Annotated in this window: 20 protein-coding genes; 10 read left to right on the forward strand and 10 right to left on the reverse strand. The window is 55.6% G+C overall.

The window, feature by feature from the left end; translation table 11 throughout:
* Positions 1-19 precede the first annotated feature (19 nt).
* From VOI14_RS06430 to VOI14_RS06440, 3 genes are read right to left on the reverse strand one after another with little or no spacing between them, the layout of a single operon-like run.
* On the reverse strand, positions 20-628 hold the full coding sequence (locus VOI14_RS06430) for a LysE/ArgO family amino acid transporter (protein WP_323751205.1): 609 nt from the start codon (positions 626-628) through the stop codon (positions 20-22).
* Between the two features lie 33 nt (positions 629-661).
* Positions 662-1,246 (reverse strand): CPBP family intramembrane glutamic endopeptidase, encoded by a 585-nt coding sequence (locus VOI14_RS06435; protein WP_323751206.1) that lies wholly within the window; start codon positions 1,244-1,246, stop codon positions 662-664.
* Between the two features lie 3 nt (positions 1,247-1,249).
* Complete coding sequence (locus VOI14_RS06440; protein WP_323751207.1) at positions 1,250-2,104, reverse strand: crotonase/enoyl-CoA hydratase family protein; 855 nt, start codon at positions 2,102-2,104, stop codon at positions 1,250-1,252.
* Between the two features lie 191 nt (positions 2,105-2,295).
* Between VOI14_RS06440 and VOI14_RS06445 the strand changes: the two genes are divergently transcribed.
* Positions 2,296-2,715, forward strand: a complete 420-nt coding sequence (locus VOI14_RS06445; RefSeq protein ID WP_323751208.1) for a universal stress protein — start codon at positions 2,296-2,298, stop codon at positions 2,713-2,715.
* A gap of 1 nt (position 2,716) precedes the next feature.
* Here the strand turns inward: VOI14_RS06445 and VOI14_RS06450 are convergent, their stop codons facing one another.
* A complete protein-coding gene (locus VOI14_RS06450) occupies positions 2,717-2,944 on the reverse strand; it encodes a hypothetical protein (RefSeq protein ID WP_323751209.1) in 228 nt (75 codons plus the stop codon).
* 24 nt (positions 2,945-2,968) lie between these two features.
* On the opposite strand from VOI14_RS06450, the gene VOI14_RS06455 reads away from it, so the two are divergent.
* Positions 2,969-5,155, forward strand: a complete 2,187-nt coding sequence (locus VOI14_RS06455; protein WP_323751210.1) for an OsmC domain/YcaO domain-containing protein — start codon at positions 2,969-2,971, stop codon at positions 5,153-5,155.
* A 33-nt stretch (positions 5,156-5,188) separates the two neighbouring features.
* Here VOI14_RS06455 and VOI14_RS06460 read toward each other — a convergent pair whose 3' ends face one another.
* Positions 5,189-6,073, reverse strand: a complete 885-nt coding sequence (locus VOI14_RS06460) for a diacylglycerol/lipid kinase family protein (protein WP_323751211.1) — start codon at positions 6,071-6,073, stop codon at positions 5,189-5,191.
* Positions 6,074-6,153: 80 nt separating this feature from the next.
* Here VOI14_RS06460 and VOI14_RS06465 point away from each other — a divergent pair, with 80 nt between their 5' ends.
* Positions 6,154-6,453 (forward strand): SelT/SelW/SelH family protein, encoded by a 300-nt coding sequence (locus VOI14_RS06465; protein ID WP_323751212.1) that lies wholly within the window; start codon positions 6,154-6,156, stop codon positions 6,451-6,453.
* Positions 6,454-6,473: 20 nt separating this feature from the next.
* Here the strand turns inward: VOI14_RS06465 and VOI14_RS06470 are convergent, their stop codons facing one another.
* From VOI14_RS06470 to VOI14_RS06490, 5 genes are all read right to left on the reverse strand, one after another.
* Positions 6,474-7,001 carry a copper chaperone PCu(A)C gene (locus VOI14_RS06470; protein ID WP_323751213.1) on the reverse strand — a complete coding sequence of 176 codons (528 nt, stop codon included), beginning with the start codon at positions 6,999-7,001 and terminating at the stop codon, positions 6,474-6,476.
* A 109-nt stretch (positions 7,002-7,110) separates the two neighbouring features.
* The gene (locus VOI14_RS06475) at positions 7,111-8,235 is read right to left on the reverse strand and encodes a dihydrolipoamide acetyltransferase family protein (RefSeq protein ID WP_323751214.1); all 1,125 of its coding nucleotides are present in this window, start codon (positions 8,233-8,235) and stop codon (positions 7,111-7,113) included.
* An 11-nt stretch (positions 8,236-8,246) separates the two neighbouring features.
* On the reverse strand, positions 8,247-9,239 hold the full coding sequence (locus tag VOI14_RS06480) for an alpha-ketoacid dehydrogenase subunit beta (protein ID WP_323751215.1): 993 nt from the start codon (positions 9,237-9,239) through the stop codon (positions 8,247-8,249).
* Complete coding sequence (pdhA, locus tag VOI14_RS06485) at positions 9,236-10,315, reverse strand: pyruvate dehydrogenase (acetyl-transferring) E1 component subunit alpha (RefSeq protein WP_323751216.1); 1,080 nt, start codon at positions 10,313-10,315, stop codon at positions 9,236-9,238. Before pdhA ends, VOI14_RS06480 begins: the two co-directional genes overlap by 4 nt.
* A gap of 193 nt (positions 10,316-10,508) precedes the next feature.
* Entirely contained in the window at positions 10,509-10,847 is a 339-nt protein-coding gene (locus VOI14_RS06490) for a zinc ribbon domain-containing protein YjdM (RefSeq protein WP_323751217.1), read from the reverse strand.
* Between the two features lie 119 nt (positions 10,848-10,966).
* Between VOI14_RS06490 and VOI14_RS06495 the strand changes: the two genes are divergently transcribed.
* The 7 genes from VOI14_RS06495 to VOI14_RS06525 all read left to right on the forward strand — a co-directional run bounded on the left by VOI14_RS06495 (position 10,967) and on the right by VOI14_RS06525 (position 18,805).
* Complete coding sequence (locus VOI14_RS06495; protein WP_323751218.1) at positions 10,967-11,419, forward strand: YaiI/YqxD family protein; 453 nt, start codon at positions 10,967-10,969, stop codon at positions 11,417-11,419.
* An 80-nt stretch (positions 11,420-11,499) separates the two neighbouring features.
* Entirely contained in the window at positions 11,500-13,287 is a 1,788-nt protein-coding gene (locus tag VOI14_RS06500; RefSeq protein ID WP_323751219.1) for an ABC transporter ATP-binding protein, read from the forward strand.
* Between the two features lie 75 nt (positions 13,288-13,362).
* Positions 13,363-14,136, forward strand: coding sequence for an ABC transporter ATP-binding protein (locus VOI14_RS06505; protein ID WP_323751220.1), 774 nt, complete (start codon positions 13,363-13,365; stop codon positions 14,134-14,136).
* Positions 14,126-15,052 carry an iron-siderophore ABC transporter substrate-binding protein gene (locus VOI14_RS06510; protein ID WP_323751221.1) on the forward strand — a complete coding sequence of 309 codons (927 nt, stop codon included), beginning with the start codon at positions 14,126-14,128 and terminating at the stop codon, positions 15,050-15,052. Before VOI14_RS06505 ends, VOI14_RS06510 begins: the two co-directional genes overlap by 11 nt.
* Complete coding sequence (gene fhuB, locus VOI14_RS06515) at positions 15,042-17,072, forward strand: Fe(3+)-hydroxamate ABC transporter permease FhuB (RefSeq protein WP_323751222.1); 2,031 nt, start codon at positions 15,042-15,044, stop codon at positions 17,070-17,072. The genes VOI14_RS06510 and fhuB overlap by 11 nt, the downstream gene beginning before the upstream one ends.
* The gene (locus tag VOI14_RS06520) at positions 17,059-17,862 is read left to right on the forward strand and encodes a (2Fe-2S)-binding protein (RefSeq protein WP_323751223.1); all 804 of its coding nucleotides are present in this window, start codon (positions 17,059-17,061) and stop codon (positions 17,860-17,862) included. Before fhuB ends, VOI14_RS06520 begins: the two co-directional genes overlap by 14 nt.
* Positions 17,846-18,805 carry a helix-turn-helix transcriptional regulator gene (locus tag VOI14_RS06525; RefSeq protein WP_323751224.1) on the forward strand — a complete coding sequence of 320 codons (960 nt, stop codon included), beginning with the start codon at positions 17,846-17,848 and terminating at the stop codon, positions 18,803-18,805. The genes VOI14_RS06520 and VOI14_RS06525 overlap by 17 nt, the downstream gene beginning before the upstream one ends.
* The last annotated feature ends 50 nt before the right edge of the window (positions 18,806-18,855 follow it).

Here is an 18,855-nt window from a genome sequence, read left to right on the forward strand (position 1 = left end):
TGTCTGGCAGGCGTTTGAATTATTCCAAACCGACTAACGCAAGCTGCATCGCAATGGCGAGCATCATCAAACCGATCAAACCATCGATAACGCGCCAGACTTTGGGGCGAGACAACACTGGCGCCATTGATGACCCGAACCACGCCAGCCCGCCGAACCAAAACACCGACGCACTGCTTGCGCCTAGCAAAAAACCGGTGCTACTCGACTGCTGCGCACCTACGGCGGGAACCAGCAACAAGGTATCCAGATAGACCTGCGGATTCAGCAAGGTAACCGCCAGAGTGGTCAGCAAGACGCCTTTCAAACTGCGCCGCTCTTGCTGCTCGGCGGTGAGCCCAGCCCGTCCCCGGAAAACCCGGATGAAGGCCTGAACCGCCAGCCAGCCTAAAAACACAACGCCCAGCCAACGTAGAATCTCCAAGCCCTGCGGCATGGCGGTTAACGCAGCGGATACGCCAAACATGCCGAGTGTGAACAGCACGATGTCCGAGATCATGCACACCCCGGCAGACCACCAATGATGCTCTCGACGGATAGACTGGCTAAGCACATAGGCATTCTGAGCACCGATTGCAACGATAAGGCCACCGCCCACCAGGAAACCGGTCAAATAGCTTTCAAACACGCATTATTCCTAATTCAGATCGTCAGAAGATGGTTATCGGCGAACGCCAAACCATGAAGGGTAATTCAACAGAAAATACAGGGCCAACACATCGTATACAGCGTGCCAGACCATCACCATGATCAGACTGCCACTGAGTTGATAGGCGGTGCCCAAGACCAACCCCAATCCCGTTGCTATGACAAAATAGGTAAACGAAACGTAGTGCACCAACCCGAACAGTAATGAAGCGACAATGACCGCAGTCCACGGCCCTGTGTACTGGAGCAACCCGCCTTGGATGGCGCCTCGAAACAACAGCTCCTCACCCACTCCGGCCAACAGGGATAACAGCAGAAGCACCGGCCAGCGATAACTCGCTGCAAACTTATACAATGCCTGCATTTGCTCACTGAGGTCATCCGGGAAAAGCCTGGCCAGCTTGGTCAGTTGCAACAAAAACAGATAGGTCGCCGTGGCTCCCACGGCGCCATAGACGAACGCGTTGATCCAACCAACATTGCCCGCCAGTACCGGAACATCAAACAACCAGAGCGCAATGGCCCCCACCACACCAATACCACCCTGAAACAACAGGGCGGCGACTGTGGAGATTGAGGAGCCTTGGCGCTTACTCATGAATCAGTTAGAAAACAGATCCTTGACCGGGAACAGGTCGTCGTAGGCCGGCGCTTGTTTCTGAGCTTTGGCCTGGAAAGCTTTCATCATATCGGTCGGGCGAAACATGCCTGCCTGCCAGGTGGCCATGTACTTCAAGCTGTCTTCCACGCTGTGGTCACGGCTGAAATTAAGCATTTCCTTACAACCGGTCACCGCCAGCGGTGAGTTGGCCGCAATTTGTGCGGCAATGGCGAGTACAGCCTCGATCATTTCTTCCTGGCTGTCGTACACGTTATTCACAAATCCCAGGCGCTGAACTTCTTCCGCGCCAAATTTCCGGCCCGTGTAGGCCAGCTCCCGCACAACGCCTTCTGGCATCAGCTTCGGCAACCGTTGCAACGTGCCCACGTCTGCTGTCATGCCCAGCTCGGTTTCCTTAATGGTGAAGTAAGCATCTTTGGTGCAGTAACGGCTGTCTGCCGCACACACCAGATCCAACGCCCCACCGATACAACCGCCATGAATCGCCGCAAGAACCGGCAAACGCACCTTTTCCAAAGAACTCAGCGTGTCTTGCAGTTGCAGCACCACGCGACGCAAGTTCTCCGCCATGCGACCTGGGTCGCCACTCATAGGCACAGATTTAGGATCAGAGAAAACCGCCAGATCCATACCGGCAGAGAAATGCTTACCGGTGGAAGAGATAACGATAGCCCGGGCGTTGGTGTTGGCTTCAATATCCTGCACGCAGCGAGGCAGCTCCAGCCAGAAGGCCTTGTTCATGGAGTTCATGGCCTCGGGCCGGCTGAACTGCACGTGGGCAACGTGCTCTTTGACTTCGATATTAAAGCTTTCGTAGTTTGCGAGGTCCGACACGGTGTGACTCCTTTAACGGTATGTCCTTATGATTTTTTTATTACTGGCTGGTATACAGCTCTGTATTCGGTAGCATGCACATTACCTCGAAATGAGTTCCGAGGGAACGCCCTTCCAACTTGCGGATCATGGGGGTCATGGTCCAGACTCATTATCAACAGTTCAAATTTTGAACAACCGGAGATCGAGCCATGTACCAGAACATTCTCGTTCCAGTTGATCTGGCCCATCTGGCCAAGATGGCAAAAACGCTCAATACCGCCATCGACATGGCCAAGCACTATGGGGCGAGTCTCTGTTACGTCACCGTGACCAACAGCACCCCGGGTGCCGCCGCGCACAACCCCAAGGAGCTGGCGAGCAAGCTCAAGGAATTTGCAGAGGAGCAGGGAAAATCTCACGGCATTCAGACTGATGCCAAGGTGCTGGAATCTGTCGACACCGCAGTTGAACTCGATGACAAGCTGCTGAGCGCTATAAAGGAGACCGGGATCGATCTCGTGGTCATGGCGTCACACACTCCGGGTATAGGTGATGCCTTGCACTTACTTCGCTCCAACGCAGCGGAAATCGTCAAACACAGCAAAGTATCGGTTTTTGTGGTGCGCTGAGCTAACGCCCGTCGCCTTTAACACCGAGCCGATCCAGATACAGGTGCAACTCCTGCTCACTGATGTTCACGTATTCCAGCACACGGCCATAGAGCATCACCGTAGGTACGTCGCGCCCACCTAATTCCTTTTGGGTTTCACTGAGGACGTACAGTATCGTCCTCTCTGTTTTTGTGAGACCATCCCGCGCATCGGGGATAACCTCGTCAATTCCGCGTAAACTGCTCATATTTCTGAATCCGGTAAGCTGCCCATGGAAATCAAAGTCAATTATCTCGACAACCTGAGGCTTGAGGCCAAATTCGACGATTTCACCGTCGTCTCGGACCAACCTGTTCGCTATAAAGGGGATGGTTCGGCGCCCGGCCCGTTCGATTACTTTCTGGCGTCCTCAGCCATGTGTGCCGCTTACTTTGTAAAGGTTTACTGCAACGCTCGGGACATTCCGACCGACAACATTCGTCTGTCGCAAAACAATATTGTAGACCCGGAAAACCGTTACAAACAGATCTTCAAAATCCAGGTGGAGTTGCCGGAAGACATTTCCGACAAAGACCGCCAGGGTATTATCCGTTCCATCGACCGCTGCACCGTGAAAAAAGTGGTGCAAACCGGCCCAGACTTCCAGATCGAAGTGGTGGAAAACCTGGATGAAGATGCTCAGGCCTTGCTCAACGTCGGGTCCGGCGAAAACACAAGCACCTATATTGAAGGTAAAGATCTGCCCCTGGAGCAGACCATTGCCAACATGACCGGGATCCTTGCTGATCTGGGCATGAAGATCGAGATCGCCTCCTGGCGCAACATTGTGCCCCACGTCTGGTCACTGCATGTTCGCGATACCGCTGCGCACATGTGTTTCACCAACGGCAAAGGGGCCACCAAGGAAGCTGCGCTGGCTTCAGCACTGGGTGAGTTCATCGAGCGCCTGAACTGCAACTTCTTCTATAACGATCAGTACTTCGGTCAGGACATCGCCAACAGCGAATTCGTGCATTACCCGAATGAGAAGTGGTTCCAGCCAGGTCCCGAAGGTGAGCTGCCCGAAGGTATTCTGGATGACTACAGCCTTGGCATCTACAACCCCGACGGCGAACTGCTGGGCACTCATCTGTTTGACACCAACTCAGGTACCCCTGAGCGAGGCATCTGCAGCATCCCTTACGTGCGCCAGTCCGATGGGGAAACCGTGTACTTCCCCTCTAACCTGATCGAAAACCTGTTCCTCAGCAACGGCATGAGCGCCGGTAACACACTGCAGGAAGCTCAGGTTCAATGCCTGTCAGAAATCCTCGAACGGGCGGTCAAGAAAGAAATCATCGAGAACGAAATTGCCCTGCCGGACGTGCCGGACGAAGTGCTGGCCAAATACCCGGACATCGTGGAAGGCCTGAACGCCTTGGAAGAACAGGGTTTCCCGGTGCTGGTCAAAGACGCCTCATTGGGCGGCCAGTTCCCGGTCATCTCGGTCACCGTGATGAACCCTAAAACCGGCGGCGTATTTGCTTGCTTCGGTGCCCACCCCAGCTTCCAGGTGGCGCTGGAGCGCAGCCTGACCGAGCTGATGCAGGGCCGCAGCTTCGAAGGCCTGAACGACCTGCCCGCTCCTACATTCAACACCATGGCAGTGACAGAGCCCAACAACTACGTTGAGCACTTTATTGATTCCAGCGGTGTGGTGTCCTGGCGTTTCTTCAGCTCCAAATCCGACTACGACTTTGTGGAATGGGATTTCCCCGGCACCACAGAGGAAGAGGCCGAAGCGCTGTTTGGCATCTTCTCGGACATGGGCAAGGAATGCTATATGGCGATCTTTGAAGATCTCGGCGCACCGGTTTGCCGAATTCTGGTACCAGGCTATTCCGAAGTGTACCCGGTGGAAGACCTCGTTTGGGACAACACCAATATGGCGCTGGCCTTCCGGGAAGACATCCTCAACCTGCATCGTCTGAACGAAGACGAACTGGCGAGTCTGGTTGAGCGCCTGGAAGAAGCCGAGCTTGATGTGTACATGACGATCGTCACGCTGATCGGCATTGAGTTTGATGAGAACACCGTGTGGGGTCAGCTCACCATTCTGGAGCTGAAACTACTCATTTATCTGGCCTTGGGCGAGCTTGAAGAAGCTCTGGAACTGGTCGAAATGTTCCGGCAGTTTAACGACAACACTGTCGAGCGTGGTCTTTTCTATCAGGCGATGCAAGCTTCTCTGGAGGCCACGCTGGACGAAGAACTCGAGCTGGAAGACTATCTTTACAACTTCCGCCGGATGTTCGGCAACGAAGTTATGGATGCCGTTGTCGGCTCCCTCGATGGCTCAGTGCGCTTCTATGGACTTGAAGAAACCAGCACGAATCTGGAAGGCCTGGACAGGCACCTGAAGATGATCGAGAGCTACAAGAAGCTCCACGCCGCCCGAGCTAAAGTAGCCGGCCTGTAACTCGACGCCTCGACCTAAAACCGGAAGGGCGAATCACATTGCCCTTCCGGCCTGCACGACTTCCCGGCCAATAACCCTCAGAACGCCCTTCTTGCAGACTGCCTCAAAGGGTGTGGTACCGGCCTCGTCACCATCAACCGTCACCGGTTTAGGCTGGTTGGTGCGCACCTGACATACCGGGCTTTTCACCTGCACGATAGTACTGGTTCGCCGAGGTGTCTCGCCGTTCAGCCGTACCATCAAAAACGCAAACAGCAACTGCAGCAATGGCCTGGGCTTCACCGCAACAACATTCAACTGTCCATCGTTGGCTGAGGCTTCCGGAATTTCGTGCCCACCGCCAAAAAAGGCACCAGAGGCGATCGCAACCGACAACCAACGCCCTTTCATCGCCGACTCTTCGGTTTGTATTTCGGCATGAAAGCCACGCTGTTCACCGATCTGCCGAAACAGCGTGGCCACGTAACTGAATTGCCCCAACCACTTTTTCGTCGGCCCATCTGCTTCACGGGCAGGCAGCGTTCCAAGCCCGATGTGAGCGACGTTCAAAAAAATCCGCTCTCCGGCAACCGCAACATCAATGTTTTGCACGGTGCCTTCCGCGACAAGCTGGGCAATCTGTTGTGGCTCATCGGGGATATTGAGATTACGAGCAAAGTCGTTGGCGGTACCGGACGGTAAAACAGCCAGAATCGCATCGTTTTCAAGACAGATTTCAGCCACACCGTTCACTGTGCCATCCCCCCCGGCCGCCATCAGGCAATCGTCTTTTGCCACCCTTTCGCGCCATTGACCCTGTTCATCCAGATGACAGACTTCAACATCCGTTATGCCCTGCTCCTGCAAGTGTCCGAGCCAGAAGTCTGCATTCCGGGTACCATCACCAGACCCTGGGCTGTCCACAAGCCAATAGGTCATCATGCCTCCTCGACAAAGAATTCACCTTGCTTATTTGATAGCATGATTCACTCATTTAGTCCTGCAGGAAGTATTACCGTATGGCAACGCGCATCACTCTGCACTACTGCACTGGCTGTAACTGGCTATTGCGTTCTGCCTGGATGGCCCAGGAACTGCTGACCACCTTTGACGGCATGATCGACGAGCTAACCCTGAAACCGGGCGATGGCGGGATTTTCGAGGTGTACGTTAACAGTACTCGGATATGGTCGCGCAAAGAACAAGGCGGGTTTCCTGAAATCAAACAGCTAAAACAGCTGGTTCGGGATGAAATTGCCCCTGATCATTCGCTAGGGCACTCGGATTCCCATACCCAGGAATCTGACCGCAATTCCTGAGCGTAGGAATCCCCCGCCCATCAATGATCCATTTCTGAATGATCCATGTGATGCGAGTGGTCCATGCCCATGCCATCCAGCGATTGAACAACCAGTTTGATCGTCACGTCTTCGGCACCGTTAAAATCCAGCCGAACCGGAATCATCTCACCTTCCATCAGGGGCTCTTTCAGCTGCTCCAGCATCAGGTGGTAACTTCGGGGTCTCAACTCCACGGTGCCGCCTGCAGGGATAGCCAAGCCACCGGACAGTGGCTGCATCCGCATCATCCCTTCATGCATGGAAGTTTCGTGGATCGAGACACGGCTGGCTCTCGGACTTTCGGCCGCAACCAGCGACACATCTTCAGCTCCGTTATTGGTTATGGTCAGATAACCCACGCCCATCGCCGCACCCGGCGGTGTAGGCCGACTCCAGGCATTGTGAATCTGAACGGCACCCATTTCATGGTGGTCGTTATGGTGTTGAAGATCTGCCGCCCATGCTGTAGTACCCAGAGTGGAACAGGACAGTAAAAAAACGGTTGTCAGGCTCTTAAGTTGATTCATGATGTCTCGCACAGTCAGAGGTATCTATCTTTGTGGCCCCTAGTGTTGTTGCCACAAGGCCATTTGGCAAGACACTGATACGATCCGGCGGGATTTCCCCGCCGGATCATCATTTCCCTTTTTTCAATGCATCAACCAACGCACCCAAGAACCGCGAGGCCTCCCCGCCAGTCGCTGCCCGGTGATCGAAGGTCAGCGACAAGGGCAGAATGCGACGAATGGTCGCAGCACCCTCATAGGGAACGACCTTTTCCCGTATGCGACCTGCTCCGACAATCGCCACCTGTGGAGGACTGACAATGGGGTTGGCATATTGCCCCGTCATGGTGCCGAAATTGGACAAAGTGATGGTCGCGCCCTGCATTTCCTTGGGGGGAATTTTCCGAGAGGCCACCGACTCTCTCAGATTTTCCAAACCCTGCCTCAAGTCCTTTAGGCTTCGGTGTGTAATATCCCTGAGCACCGGCACAAACAAACCCTCCGGCGTATCTACCGCAATTCCCACATGAACTTCATCGAGCAATTGACGGCTGAGGTTATCGCCGTCAAACCAACAATTGAGTTCCGGTACGGCGGCACAGGCTTTGCCGATGCCCTGAACCAGCCTCATGGTGGTGTCAGCCCCCTTTTTCCAGTCACCAACATCCACATCCTCGAAAATAGAGACTGGCACAACCTGAGCGTGTGAGAGCGCCATGTTCTTCGCCATAGTCCGGCGAGTGCCTCGCAACGCTTCTGCATCGCCCAACTGCTTCTGGTGGCTGGCCTGTTTATGCACGTCATCGGTGGAGATCAGCCCACCGGGACCACTGCCTTTGATGCTTTCCAGATTGACCCCGAGCTGCTGGGCCAGTGCCCGAACGCCCGGAGTTGCACGATTAGACCGTGCCCGCTTACTGGAGGCTGCCGCACCTACGATGAACGTATCTTGCTGAGCGGCTTTGCCCTCGCCTTTACCAGACGATTCAAGCTTGCCCACGACGGTTCCGGAGTCCTCGTCCTCGCCTTCATAAGCGAGCAAGGGTTCACCGGTATGAATGATATCGCCCGCTTCGCCATAGAGTTTGGCAATAACACCCGCTTGCGGCGATGGCACCTCTACAATGGCTTTCGCCGTCTCTACACTGACCAATACTTGGTCCACTTCCACGCTATCACCCACCTTCACATGCCACTCAACAATTTCGGCTTCCGGTAGGCCTTCACCCAGATCTGGGAGTCTGAAATTTTTCATTATTATTACTCCTACAACCCAATAACCTGCTCGACGGCGTGCACGATGTTTTCGACCTGCGGCAGATAATTCTGCTCGTTCCGGTAATACGGCATCACCGTGTCATAACCCGTTACTCGGATCACCGGCGCCTGCAAGTCCAAAAATGCCGATTCGGCAATAGACGCCACGATCTCTGCGCCGACACCGCCATTGCGGCAAGCTTCATGGACGATCACCGCTCTGCCTGTTTTGGCCACAGAACATAGCAAGGTCTCCCGATCCAACGGACTAACGGTCGCTACGTCGATCACCTCACACCCTACCCCTTGTTCGGCCAGCCTATCCGCCGCTTGCAGGGTTTCCTTGACGCAAGCGCCCCAGGTAATGAGGGTGACATCATCGCCTTCACGCAAGGTAAAGCAGGTATCCAAAGGCAGCGCCTCGCCATTGTTGTCGACCCGTTGAGTAACGGCTCGATAAATGCGCTTGGGCTCCAGGAAGATCACCGGGTCCGGGTCCCGGATAGCCGCCAACAGCAGACCGTAGGCACGCTGCGGAGAGCTGGGAATCACCACTCGCAATCCCGGAATATGAGCGAACAAAGCTTCGGTACTTTCGGAATGATGTTCTGGCGCATGGATACCTCCGCCAAATGGGGCTCGAAACACCAGAGGGCAATGCAGCCGACCTCGAGTGCGATTGCGCATACGGCTTGCGTGACAAACAATCTGCTCCATCGCGGGATAAATGAACCCCATAAACTGAAATTCCGCCACCGGTCTCAAGCCCTGCGTCGACATGCCGATCGCCGTGCCAGCAATCAGATTCTCCGCCAACGGCGTGTCCATCACCCGCTTGAACCCGAAGGTGTCTTTCAGGCCCAACGTTGCCCGAAACACCCCGCCATTCGCTGCGATGTCTTCGCCCAGGACCACAACGTTGTCGTCTTGTGCCATTTCCCAATGCAGGGCCATGTTGACCGCTTCTACCAAAGTCACATCACGAACGTCTGACTGGCTCATGCCGGACCTCCACGATACTTGTTGGCGATCTGTTCGCGCTGACCCTGCAGCGCGGCGGGAAGGCTTTCAAACAGGTAGTCGAGCATCGCCGTGGGTGGTTCGGCCTCTGTCGCCAAGTACGTTTCTACAGACTCATCAACCGTCTTCTTGGACTCCGCCTGCAACGTTTTTTCCTGATCAGGACTCCAAAGATCGTTGTTGTACAGCCAATTTTGCAGCCGCTTTACCCCGTCCTTTTCCCACGCCTGCTTGAGTTCTTCAGCGGAGCGGTAGCGGGTAGCGTCATCGGCGGTGGTATGGTCTCCAAGCCGGTAGGTTACGGCTTCAATGACTGTCGCCCCTTTACCTTGGTGAGCCCGATCAAGTGCATTGTCCAAGGCTTCGGCGCAGGCGAAATAATCATTACCATCAACAATGTGCCCGGGCAGACCCGCACCAATGGCTTTTTGAGCGATGGTTTCTGCGCCGCTTTGCAGACTGCGAGGGGTGGAGATGGCCCATTGGTTATTGATCACCACGAATACCACTGGCAAATGCCAAGCGCCAGCAAGGTTCAGGCTTTCCATAAAGTCGCCTTTCGAGGTACCGCCATCACCTATGCAGCACACAACGGCCCTGTCCTCACCTCGAATCCGAAACGCCGAGGCCACCCCTACAGCGTGACCGCACTGGGTGGCAATGGGCACCGCAATCGGCAGGTCTTCCCGGCAATGCTGCCAGGCACAACCGCGCTCATCGCCGCCCCAATACAGCAGTAACTCCGCCAAGGATACGCCTCGAAGAATATGAGCGGCCTGGTCGCGATAATAAGGCACAAAAACATCGGATTTTGCCATGCTCTGACCAATAGCCGTGCCGACCACTTCATGGCCCAGGACAGAGGGATAAGTACCACATTTACCGGTACGTTGAAGTGCGATGGCTTTGGAGTCTAAGGTGCGGGCGAGCACCATATTGCGGTAGGCAGCCAGAACCCGAACGGTGTTCTCGGCTTGGCGCGGCAATTCACCCAGCGGTTTGCCGTCATCATCCAGATAGCGGGTGCTATCCACATGAAACTCATGGAGTTCTCTCATCCCATCCTCCTGCCCCCGGCTGTGCGATATAAGCCTGACTGGAGCAAGGCCTGCTTGTGGCGGGCACTGCCAGCGTTGGGGTGTTCGTCTTGTTGTTAGCGTGGGTTGCACGCTGCGGGATTAAACAGAGTGCCAGCTGGCACTCTGTTTAATATTTAGACGACGGGATGCAATAGATCAAATGGGGGGGCGATCAGGCTTTCTTAACGAACTCGGATTTCAACTTCATGGGACCAATGCCATCAATTTTGCAGTCGATATCGTGATCGCCATCAACCAGACGGATGTTTTTCACCTTCGTGCCTACTTTAACAACAGCACTGGATCCTTTAACTTTCAGGTCTTTGATCACCGTGACCGTATCGCCATCCTGAAGCTCATTACCATTAGAATCCCGAATCACCTTTCCGGCTTCAGCTTCCGCCTGCTCGGCTTCCGTCCATTCGTGAGCGCACTCAGGGCAAACCAACTGAACGCCGTCTTCGTAGGTAAACTCCGAGTTACATTTGGGGCACGGTGGTAATTGAGACATTATCATTTCCTGTTAATTGAATGAGACCCGCATTATAACACCACCCCCAAACTTGTTCTTACAGGCTCGGCAAGAACGGGTAAACTGCCGCTTTAGCCATTGAACGAAAGGAAACTGACATGCCTATCTGGGTCGACGCTGATGCCTGCCCCGTGCCGGTCAGGGAAATCATCTGCCGCGCAGCCACTCGCTGGAAGGTTCAGACTACCTTCATCGCAAACCATGTCATTACACTGCCGCCAAGCCCCTTTATCAGCCGCCGTCAGGTGGCTCAAGGCTTCGACGTTGCCGATAATGAAATAATGGATCAGATGACAAAAGGGGATCTGGTGATCACACAAGATATCCCCCTGGCGGCAGAAGCCATCGAAAAAGGGGCAACCGTGTTTAATCCCCGTGGGCAGGCATTCACCCAAGAGAACATTCGGCAACGCTTGGCAATGCGGAATTTTATGGAAGAAATGCGCAGTGCCGGACAAGTCACCGGAGGCCCAGCGCCGTTCGGCCAAGCAGACCGCAAAGAGTTTGCGAACAAGCTGGATCGGTGGCTGCAGAAGAATGCTCGCAAGTGAAAATCATTCTCTTTTAAATAAAAACAGAATCCGCTACCCTTCCCGACTTTGAAAACCAGACACCGAGAAGGAAGCAAATCATGACCACGCGTGCCCGCCACCCCAGCAGTTTCGCCGCCCTCGGCCGCCTGCTTCGATACGCGCGTGGCTATCGCCGGAACATCATTGCAGCGACCACCTGCTCCATTATCAACAAGCTCTTTGACATTGCTCCGGAGATTCTCATTGGCGTTGCCATTGATGTGGTGGTGAACCAGGAGGAAAGCTTTGTTGCCGGATTGGGCTTCGAGACCGCCCAAGAGCAGATCACAATTCTGGCAACGCTCACCTTCTTTATCTGGGCCGGGGAATCGCTGTTTGAATACCTCTACCAGATCCTGTGGCGCAATCTGGCCCAGCGCCTGCAGTCTGATCTCAGGCAGGATGCCTATGAACACGCTCAGCGCCTGGATATGAGTTTCTTTGAAGCCAACAGTTCCGGGCAATTGGTCGCCACCATGAACGACGACGTGAACCAGCTGGAGCGTTTTCTGGATGGCGGCGCCAATGCCATGATCCAGGTGGGCGTAACGGTTGTGGCCGTAGGCGCTGTGTTCTTCGTGCTGTCACCACTGATTGCCCTGCTGGCATTCACACCCATCCCTCTGATTATCTGGGGGGCTTTCTATTTTCAACGCAAGGCCGGTCCTCTGTACGCCGATGTGCGGGAAAAGGTAGGAGATCTGTCCAGCCGGCTGGCCAACAATCTGGGCGGCATCGCCACCATCAAAAGTTTCACCGCCGAGCAGCGGGAAGCCAAGCGCCTGAAAGACGCCAGTGAAGCCTACGTGGAAGCTAACCGCCGCGCCATTCGGATCAGTTCAGCCTTCATCCCTGTGATTCGCATGGCGATTCTCGCCGGTTTTCTCGCCACCTTCACCGTTGGTGGCATGATGGCACTGGAAGGCAGCCTAAATGTGGGTGCCTACGGAGTGTTGGTATTCCTGACTCAACGCTTACTGTGGCCACTGACCGGTCTGGCGGAAGTGATCGATCTGTTCGAACGAGCCATGGCCAGTACCCGGCGAATTCTCGACCTACTAGCTGAGCCGGTGAACGTGCAGGATGAAGCGAGTACCCCCCTGCAGCAACCCGTGCGAGGAGAGGTTTCGTTCAATCAAGTATGCTTCCGCTACGCAGGCAGTGGCGCGGGCGTTCAGGATATCACCCTGAATCTACCCGCAGGCAACACACTGGCGCTGGTGGGCGCGACCGGTTCCGGCAAATCAACGCTGATCAAGCTGCTGCTAAGGTTTTACGATCCTTCCGGCGGCGATATTCGCATTGATGGCCAGCCCATTCGCAAGATCAACTTAAAATCGCTGCGAGATGCCATCGGACTGGTCAGCCAGGATGTCTATTTGTTTGAAGGAAGCATTCGCAATAATCTGGCTTATGGAAAGCCCGAGGCTACCGAAGACGAGATTATCGAGGCTGCGCGAACGGCAGAGGCTTGGTCGTTTATTGACGCCCTGCCTGACGGTTTAGCCACACAAGTGGGGGAGCGGGGTATTCGTCTTTCCGGTGGCCAGCGTCAGCGGCTTTCTCTGGCCCGGGCGCTACTAAAAAACCCGCCCATTCTGGTACTGGACGAAGCAACCAGTGCGGTCGATAACGAAACCGAAGCCGCCATCCAGCGCTCACTCAAGCGCATAGGTCATAACCGTACCGTTATTATGATCGCTCACCGGCTTTCCACGATCGTGGACGCAGACACCATTGCCGTGGTCGAGAATGGACGGATTATTGAAGCCGGCGACCACAACAGCCTGATCGCTCATGATGGATCTTATGCCGCTCAGTGGCGAGTTCAAACCGGACAGATTTAAGAACTCTTCCCAAAACACATTGATAGCAATTATCATTTAGATTACCCTCCCATTCACACGAACAGGGGGATCTGAATGCCTGCATTTTTTGATGTCCGAAACCTTGGCGTCCGCATTGGCGACACCGCAATTCTCCACGGAATCGACCTGGCTTTTGACGAAGGCCAGGTCACCGCTTTGCTTGGCCATAACGGCTCGGGCAAATCCACCTTGCTGAAAACACTGGCAAGACAGATCCCGGCTGATATCGGTGAGATCATGCTGGAGGGGCACATTGCCAAAAGTCTCGGAGCCCGAGCCTTTGCACGGATTGTCGGTTACCTTCCCCAGCACCCGCCGAGCACCGATGGTCTGACGGTAAGAGAACTGGTCGCACTGGGTCGCTACCCCTGGCGAGGCCCATTAGGCCGTTTCAGCGAGGAAGACCACGCTCTGATTGATCAGGCCATTGCCGACACGGATCTTAAACCCTTCGAACACCGTTCCGTGGATACCCTTTCCGGCGGGGAGCGTCAGCGAGCCTGGATTGCCATGTTACTGGCTCAACAAACCCGTTGTTTGCTGCTGGACGAACCTATTTCAGCTCTGGACGTAAAGCACCAGGTGGAAACCTTGCGACTGGTGCAACGGTTGGCCAGTCAACGAGCATTGACCGTCATTGTTGTCCTGCACGACGTTGATCTCGCGTCGCGTTTCTGTGACCGCCTGGTTGCTCTAAAGGCCGGCGTGGTGGTGGCAGACGGAATACCTGCCAGAGTTATGAACAGCCAAGTTCTGGAATCCATCTACAGCGTACCCATGGGTGTCATGGAACGTGCTCCGGGGCAATGGGTTTCTTATGTTTATTAATCCGAAAACAATGCTGCTCGGGGTGTTCCTGTTCGCACTGCCGGCCTTGGGGATAGCCCAAACGTGGACTCACGAAGGCGGCACGCTGAATTTGGACGAGGCCCCAAAACGCATTGTGGCACTGAACTGGGCTGCCACAGAGACCCTGCTTCTATTGGGGATCACGCCGGTTGGCGTAGCAGATATGAGTGGTTACAACGCCTGGGTGAAAGAACCGGAACTTCCAGACGACGCAACCAACGTGGGCACGCGGGTTGCCCCCAATCTGGAGGCCATTGCCGAACTGGAGCCGGATCTGATTGTAACCAGCACGGAAATGGCACCGGCCACGGAGCTGTTGGAGCAGATTGCCCCCACCTACGTCATCAGCGTATACAAGCCTGACATCCGGCCCTTCGATAAAGCCCGAGAAATGCTCGTGACCCTCGGCGACATGGTCGACCGGAAAGACCAGGCAGAAGCCGTTTTGACCGATATCGAGCTGACACTTAAGCAACAGCGGGATCGATTGGAGCATGCCGAATTAACGGACACCCCGGTTGCACTCGTCAGCTTTCAAGACCACCGTCATGTCCGGATCTACACCGAAAGCAGCCTGTACCAAGCCGCTCTGGAAAGCCTAGGGCTGACCAATGCCTGGCCGAACTTGGGAAACTATTGGGGATTCTCGTCCATTGGCCTTGAGTCCGTAGCCCAGATCCCGGACAGCCGCCTGGTGGTCATTGAACCTCTCGTGCCGGGACTCGCTGGTAGCCTAGAAAACAGCCCGTTCTGGACCTACCTTCCGCCAGTACGAAGCCAACAGATTTACCAGATCCCCCGCGCCTGGCCATTCGGTGGCGTGTATCCGGTCAAACGCCTGGCAGTAGCACTCACCGACGCTCTGCTAGAAGGAGGCAGCAACAATGTCCGGTGAATCAACTCTAATACCCGCTGCCCGCCCGAAACTTCCGACCCGACTTCCGGTGGCAGTCATCCTGCTATGTTTCTTTGCCTTTATGGCCAGTGCATTGCCGTGGCTTCAGCAACTCTCGCCCCTTCAACTTCTATCCGCTTTCTGGGCCTACGACGGCGATCAGTACGCCTCGGTCCTGGCGCATTTTTCCTGGGCACCCCGAGTATCCATGGCATTGCTGATCGGCTGCGCACTCGGGCTCGCGGGTGCAATTACCCAGCAAGTCCTAGGCAACCCCCTCGCTTCGCCAACTACGCTGGGCGTGGAATCCGGAGGCCAGTTCGGCATAACAATCGCCACGTTGTTTGCCCCTGGTTTTCTGGCTTTCAGCCCGGATCTTGCCGCAGTGGCTGGCGGCCTGCTCGCCATCGGTCTGGTCATCCTGCTCACCTGGCGACTGGGCTTCTCGCCGGTGACCGTCATTCTGGCCGGACTGGTTGTTACTTTCTTTCTGGGTGCCATCAACATGGCACTGCTTCTGCTCAAAGGTGAATGGCTGGGCAACCTGTTTATCTGGGGGGCGGGTTCACTGGCCCAGAATAACTGGGCCCCCTTCTTTGATCTTTTGCCCAAGGTGCTGATGATCGCCGTGCTGATGCTCGCACTGATCCGTCCGCTGCAATTACTGCAACTCGGCCAGACGTCTGCAAACGCGCTGGGGGCGAAAGTGTCACTGCTCCGCGCGACAGCCCTGTTTCTGGTGGTGGCCATGACATCGGTGGTGGTCAGCCGGGTGGGCGTAGTCGCATTTGTGGGACTAGCCGCGCCCGTACTGGCCCGCCTGTTGGGAGCTCGAACGCTCACTGAGCGCCTGTTCTGGAGCACGCTGGCCGGTGCCGGTATTCTACTGGCAGCCGACACCCTCGCATATTGGGCAACGTCTCTCAGTGGCGGCTCGCTGGTACCCACTGGCACCACTACAGCGCTGATTGGAGGCCCGATCATTCTTCTGGCGCTTCAGGGATTCCGAAACACCCACCATATGCCGGGTCATGAGACCAGTCCCTCCGGTTTTCTACCCCCTCGCCGCAATCCGTTTCAGGTCGCCGGACTGCTATGTACCCTGCTGGCACTAACGATCATTCTTTCCATGAGTTGGTCACCGGGACTGGAGGGCTGGCACTGGACACCCGTTTCGCAGTGGACGGACGCCTGGGTCTGGCGCGGCCCCCGATTAATGGCAGCCATTCTGGCTGGCATGGCACTGGGAATGGCCGGCACGCTGATCCAGCGCATGACGGGCAATCCCATGGGCAGCCCTGAATTGCTTGGCATCAGCGGTGGCGCCGCTCTGGTCATGGTTGCGCTAGTGCTCACCGGACTGGATCTTGGCCGCGCTGGCCAGCTAGCGGCTGCCACGGCCGGCGCTTGCGGAGCTCTGGGCCTGTTGCTGCTGTTGGCCCGAAAACACCGCTTTGCGGGTAACCAACTGTTGCTGGGCGGTCTGGCATTGTATGTTTTTATGGATGCAGGTTTACGCCTCGTCATGGCCACCGGTGGTACCGTCGCCTCGCAATTGCTGAACTGGATGTATGGCTCCACCTGGTTAGTTTCAGAAACCGAGGCGCTCGGACTATTAGCCCTGGTCGTCGGACTTGGCGCCATGATGCTTCTTACTCTGCGTCCCCTCACCCTGTTGCCTCTGGGTGAAACCTCCGCTTCAGCCCTTGGCCTTCAGGTACCCCGCGCGCGGCTTTTACTGTTGTTGCTTGCCGCGGCACTGACAGCGGCCTCAACCGTCGTCATCGGTCCCTTGAGTTTCGTGGGGCTGATCGCTCCCCACCTGGCCCGGGTACTAGGGCAACAAACCGTCGGCAGGCAATTGGTGACCGCGGCTCTGGCCGGAGGTTTGTTGCTCGCGATCGCGGATTACCTTGCTCGGCTGCTGGTTTACCCGAACCAGTTACCAGCCGGACTACTGGCTGCCTTAGTAGGCGGCTTATACTTTCTATGGGGGTTGGCGCGTCATGGCAGAAACTGAAACGGGCCAGCAGTGGCTGACGGATTATCACCGTCTCGCCGCCAGCCAGGGTCTTAAACCGCACGCACTGTTGAACAACCCACCGGCACCGGACACTCGCCAGCAGCCAGTGCTGTTTTCTCTGGCACAACTGCTTGAAGACCCGGAGCTTATTTGGCAGGAAATCCAGAACAATTATCCAGACGCCGACCACCCGCGGATTCTGAAAGCCCGGGTTTCTGTACTGCAGCAAAACCTTTCTCTGCAGATTATCGGACCACTGGTTATGAGGCTGTTTCGCGACGGCTCCAGTATTGCCTTAAACCCGGGCCAGGTGTTCCTGAGGTGGGAAGAAAATTGCTTAGGCTGGCACCATCTTGCCAACGACCCCACGCCGCTGCAGGTGAATGATTTTATTCATACCCTGAATGAGCAGATGCAAAACTGGTACCCCGTTTTCCGACAACAGCTAGGCGTCAGCCCCGGCGCATATTGGAGCAGCGTCGGGCTGGCACTTGGTGCCCCCTACTCGGTGGTGTGGAATCAGGTCAATCCGGAAGCACTGTGTCAGCAAGCCAACAACTGGCTGGCGCAGTTTACCTGCGAAGCCAACCGGCATATCGACTGGATTCCGGCGGAATTCAGCCAGCAGCGGTGCGCCATTCCCCAGCGTCGGGGATGCTGTCTGAAATATCTGCTGCCAGACGAAGGATATTGCGGAACCTGTGGCGTCCACCGCAAGGAGCGAATGGCTCAAATCGAGGCCCGACAATCAATCTCTCAGGCTGCAGAAAATGCACAACAATGCTGAACACTACTGCTACCGCATTCGTGATTTTCAGGCAATTGGTGAAAAATTCGACATCGACTATCGCTTTCCCAATATCTCGCGGACCAGGGCCGATGCGGATCAAACAATCATTGCCGAAGGCAAAATCTCCGAGCACGCCCTGAGCTCCGGCTTCCGGTATACCTTTTCCCGTCTTAGTATCCGTAAACCCTACGAATCGGTGTCGCTAGGGCACGCTCCATTGTTGATCCTGTTGGTCCTGGAGGGTCGTGTTCGCCTGAAAATCGGGGCGCTGGAAAAGGAATTGGAACCCGGCAGCGCGGTGACCATGCAGCTGCACCCTGAATATCCATTGCAAGCTACGCAGATGTCGCAGCAAAGCCTTAACACCGTGACACTTGCGTTCGATCCGAAAGGAACCGATGTTGGGCGTGCAGCCCCTCCGACACTTCTTCGGCTGCTCTCTCAAGTCCAAGAACCGATCCACACTTGGCGCCTACCAGACTTTCTTATAGAACAGCTCTCAAACGGATTTCCTTCAGAGCTGCCGGGGTTACAGCAGTCGCTGCTTCTGGAAGGCTTGGCACTGCAGTTGACCGGCATGGGCATACCGGAAGATAGCGCTCGGGAGCATGGGGCTGAGCCCATTTCCAGCCCGCAGCGTGAACGCCTAGAACTGGTGCGTCAGAAACTAGAATTCGCTCCGCACCACAGTTACCGTTTTTCGGAGCTGGCCAGGATAGCGGCTATGAGCCCCAGCAGCCTGAGAACCAAGTTCCGTGCTACTTACGGACTCTCTCCTTTCGATTATCTCCGCCGTTACCGCCTGGAACTGGCGCGCCAATACCTCAGTCAGGGATTTAGTGTTCAGCAAACCGCTCACAAAGTGGGTTACCGCCATTCCACCAACTTTGCCACCGCTTTTCGCCGAGAGTTTGGGATTTCACCGAAAAACAGAGCGTGACTCGAAGAATTACGCTCGATCATAGTTTTTTTGTTGTTCGTCATACCAAA

It is taken from the genome of Marinobacter sp. (assembly GCF_034669625.1).
Classification (GTDB): Bacteria; Pseudomonadota; Gammaproteobacteria; order Pseudomonadales; family Oleiphilaceae; genus Marinobacter.

Bases quoted from the DNA above. Each gene is read 5' to 3' on its own strand.
- VOI14_RS06490 (WP_323751217.1), bottom strand. From the start codon at position 10,847: ATGTCTCAATTACCACCGTGCCCCAAATGTAACTCGGAGTTTACCTAC.
- VOI14_RS06465 (WP_323751212.1), top strand. From the start codon at position 6,154: ATGGCAACGCGCATCACTCTGCACTACTGCACTGGCTGTAACTGGCTA.
- VOI14_RS06435 (WP_323751206.1), bottom strand. From the start codon at position 1,246: ATGAGTAAGCGCCAAGGCTCCTCAATCTCCACAGTCGCCGCCCTGTTG.
- VOI14_RS06495 (WP_323751218.1), top strand. From the start codon at position 10,967: ATGCCTATCTGGGTCGACGCTGATGCCTGCCCCGTGCCGGTCAGGGAA.
- pdhA (WP_323751216.1), bottom strand. From the start codon at position 10,315: ATGAGAGAACTCCATGAGTTTCATGTGGATAGCACCCGCTATCTGGAT.
- VOI14_RS06460 (WP_323751211.1), bottom strand. From the start codon at position 6,073: ATGACCTATTGGCTTGTGGACAGCCCAGGGTCTGGTGATGGTACCCGG.
- VOI14_RS06525 (WP_323751224.1), top strand. From the start codon at position 17,846: ATGCACAACAATGCTGAACACTACTGCTACCGCATTCGTGATTTTCAG.
- VOI14_RS06480 (WP_323751215.1), bottom strand. From the start codon at position 9,239: ATGAGCCAGTCAGACGTTCGTGATGTGACTTTGGTAGAAGCGGTCAAC.
- VOI14_RS06470 (WP_323751213.1), bottom strand. From the start codon at position 7,001: ATGAATCAACTTAAGAGCCTGACAACCGTTTTTTTACTGTCCTGTTCC.
- VOI14_RS06520 (WP_323751223.1), top strand. From the start codon at position 17,059: ATGGCAGAAACTGAAACGGGCCAGCAGTGGCTGACGGATTATCACCGT.
- VOI14_RS06455 (WP_323751210.1), top strand. From the start codon at position 2,969: ATGGAAATCAAAGTCAATTATCTCGACAACCTGAGGCTTGAGGCCAAA.
- fhuB (WP_323751222.1), top strand. From the start codon at position 15,042: ATGTCCGGTGAATCAACTCTAATACCCGCTGCCCGCCCGAAACTTCCG.
- VOI14_RS06445 (WP_323751208.1), top strand. From the start codon at position 2,296: ATGTACCAGAACATTCTCGTTCCAGTTGATCTGGCCCATCTGGCCAAG.
- VOI14_RS06500 (WP_323751219.1), top strand. From the start codon at position 11,500: ATGACCACGCGTGCCCGCCACCCCAGCAGTTTCGCCGCCCTCGGCCGC.
- VOI14_RS06505 (WP_323751220.1), top strand. From the start codon at position 13,363: ATGCCTGCATTTTTTGATGTCCGAAACCTTGGCGTCCGCATTGGCGAC.
- VOI14_RS06475 (WP_323751214.1), bottom strand. From the start codon at position 8,235: ATGAAAAATTTCAGACTCCCAGATCTGGGTGAAGGCCTACCGGAAGCC.
- VOI14_RS06450 (WP_323751209.1), bottom strand. From the start codon at position 2,944: ATGAGCAGTTTACGCGGAATTGACGAGGTTATCCCCGATGCGCGGGAT.
- VOI14_RS06510 (WP_323751221.1), top strand. From the start codon at position 14,126: ATGTTTATTAATCCGAAAACAATGCTGCTCGGGGTGTTCCTGTTCGCA.